At 73.0% G+C, this 2,762-nt stretch carries 1 protein-coding gene; it reads left to right on the forward strand.

Annotated features, from left to right (window positions below; all coding sequences use genetic code 11):
* On the forward strand, nt 1-2,762 hold a 2,762-nt coding region (locus tag LLG88_01040), incomplete at both ends, for a carboxypeptidase-like regulatory domain-containing protein (protein ID MCE5245495.1).

The following is a 2,762-nucleotide window of genomic DNA, read 5'->3' on the forward strand; positions in this document are numbered from 1 at the left end:
GAACGTCGGCGGGCTCGTCGGAACGAAGGTCGATCTCGCCGTCTACGTGGACGTCAACCGCAACGGCGTCCTCGACGCGGCGGACTATCCCGTCTTCTCCGTCGTCGTGGCCGACAACGGCGCGGCGGGGCCGAACGTCCCCGTGGACGCGAACGGCGCCGTCGGCGCGGTGAGCGCGCGGCTGCGCTCGTTCACGCCGTACAACTTCCCCTACACCGCCGGCCGCTACGTCGTGCGCGCGACCGACGAGGGGAACGGGACCTTCGCCGACGCGGCGCTGACGATCGTCGCCGCGGCCGAGGCGCAGAGCGTCCAGGGGCAGGTCGCGGCGTCGGGCGGCGGAACGGTTCCCGGCGCGATCGTCACGCTCCTCGGGATCAACGGGAACTGCGCCGGCACGTCCCCCTCGACGATCGCCGACGCCTCGGGCAACTTCACGCTGCAGGTCCCCGCGTCGTTCGATTCCTGCGGCCGGCAGATGCTCCTCGCGTACAAGCCGGGCTACCTCACGGCCCAGGCCGGCCAGCCGCTGCTTACCTTCCGCGGCGGCGACGCCTACTCCGGCCAGACGACGACGGTCACGGCCGGAAGCGTCAACGTCTCCGGGCACGTCTACTTCCGCGGCACGACGACGCCGATCCCCGGCGCGCTGGTGACGGCGTACGGCTCCGTCGCGGGGAAGCCGACGACGGCGATCGCCTTCACCAACATCGGCGGGGCCTACACGCTGCCGCTCGTCGCCGCGAAGTGGCGCGTCTACACCGGCAGCGACGAACATCTCGCCCTGCACGGCGCCGTCGGCATCGGCGTCAAGGCGAGCGTGACCGTGGCGAGCGCCGCTATCTCCGGCGTAGACCTCGCCGCCGAGACGCCGAACGCGACTGCGTCCGGCGCCGCGACGAACGAGGGCGCCTCGGCCGGCGCCGGCTTGGCGCTGAAGGCGGCCAGCGCCTACTGCAGCGGGACGGTCTATTCGACGATCGTGCGCACGAAGTCGGACGGAAGCTACGTCGCCCCGATCTACGTTCCGGCGTCCTGCGGCGTCAGCCAGACCACCCTCGACTATCAGATCGCGCCGGTCGAGCCGGTCTTCGACAAGGTCGTCGAGGTCCGCACCATCGCCGCCGCGCCGGGCGGCTCGTACAACGCGCCGCTCGCGCTGCTCGCCCCGACGCGCTCCATCGCCGGCGGCGTCGCCGACGTCCAAGGCGCCGTCGTCGCCGACGTGTGCATCGAGGCGACGACCGGCGCCTCGTCCGACGGCTGGTATCTCTCGCGCGCCAAGGTCGGCTGCGACGGCGGCTACACCCTGCCCGTCGTGGACGGCGCATGGACGCTGCAGCCGGGCACGTCCAACCGCTCGACGAACTACGCTTGGCTCACCGAGCAGTCGTTCGACCGCACCGTGACCGTCTCCGGCGCGAACGTCGAAGGCGTCCGCTTCGTCCTCGGCCCGCAGATCCTCAATCCGACGATCGTCGGCGTCGAGGAGAGCGCGGCCAAGGCGGGCGGCCAACTGTTGCTGCGGGTGCAGGGGCTCTACTCGGCGGCCGACGCGACGATCGACGGAACGAGGTACGCCGGCGCGGTGACGGTCTCGCGGCTCGATCAAGGCCGCGTCGCCGTCGCCCTGCCTCCGGGGCTCGCCGCGGGGGCGCACCAGATCGCGATCATCGACGGCCAGACCGGGAGCGTCTCCGCCCCGGCCTGCTTCGCGACGACCGCCCCGGCCTACGCGCCGGTCTGCACGATCGGCGGGATCGTCCGCGACGCCGCCGGCGCGGCGCTGCCGAACGCGACCGTCGTCGTCATCGACGCGACGGGGAACGCCCCGCGCTGGGCGACGACGACGGACGCCAACGGCCAGTGGTCGGCGGGGATGCCGCGGAACGCGAGCTACTTCGTGCAGTACCTCGCGCCGCAAGGGGCCGCGCTCGCCCCCGCGGGGGTCGGCCCGGTCTCCTGCGCCACGGGCCTGACGCAGCAGCTCGCCGCGGCCTACAACGTCACGGGCACCATCGAGACCGACGACGGGCGGACGACCTCCGGCACAGTCGTCACCGCCGAGGGCGCCGGCCAGAGCGTTTCCGCGGTCGTGCCGTGGAACGACTACACCTACTCGCTGCCGCTCGGCGCGGGCACGTGGACGATCAGCTACGAGCCGCCGATCGGCAGCCGCTACCTCGCGCCGGACTCGACGACGATCACGGTAGGCGGGGACACGCAGCTTCCCTATCTCCGGATGGCCGCGGGATACCTCGTCGCCGGCCAGACGACGCGCATGGACGGAAACGCGCGGCCGACGAAGGTTCTGGCGCACCGTCGCTCCGACGACGAGACGGCCGGCGGCACGATCGCCGATTCCTGCACCGGCCGCTTCGCGTTGGCCGTGCCGGCGGGCGAGTACTCGCTCGAACTGATCAACCAGCCCGACGACGGCGCGACGGCGCGCGTCGAGTGGGTGAACGCGTCGAACGGCGACGTCGCGGCCGACTTCCCCTTCCCCGCGGCGACCGCCGCGCCGCTGCAGCTCGACGGCTCGAGCCTGCGCGTGACCGGCGACCTGCAGGCCGGGCTGAAGGTCGGCGGCGCGTTCCACTTCTTCGCCGAGAACGTGCCGGCGACCGGCGGGCCGCAGTTCCTCTTCTCGGACGGGCGCGGCGGAGAAGTGGTCGCGAACGACCTCGTCGTGGACCGCGCGCGCGGCCTCGGCGCGGGCATCGTCCCGCCGGGCGCGACGAGCGGCCCGGCGTCGTTCAGCG

The sequence above is a fragment of the bacterium genome (assembly GCA_021372775.1).
In the GTDB taxonomy this organism is placed as follows: domain Bacteria; phylum Acidobacteriota; class Polarisedimenticolia; order J045; family J045; genus JAJFTU01.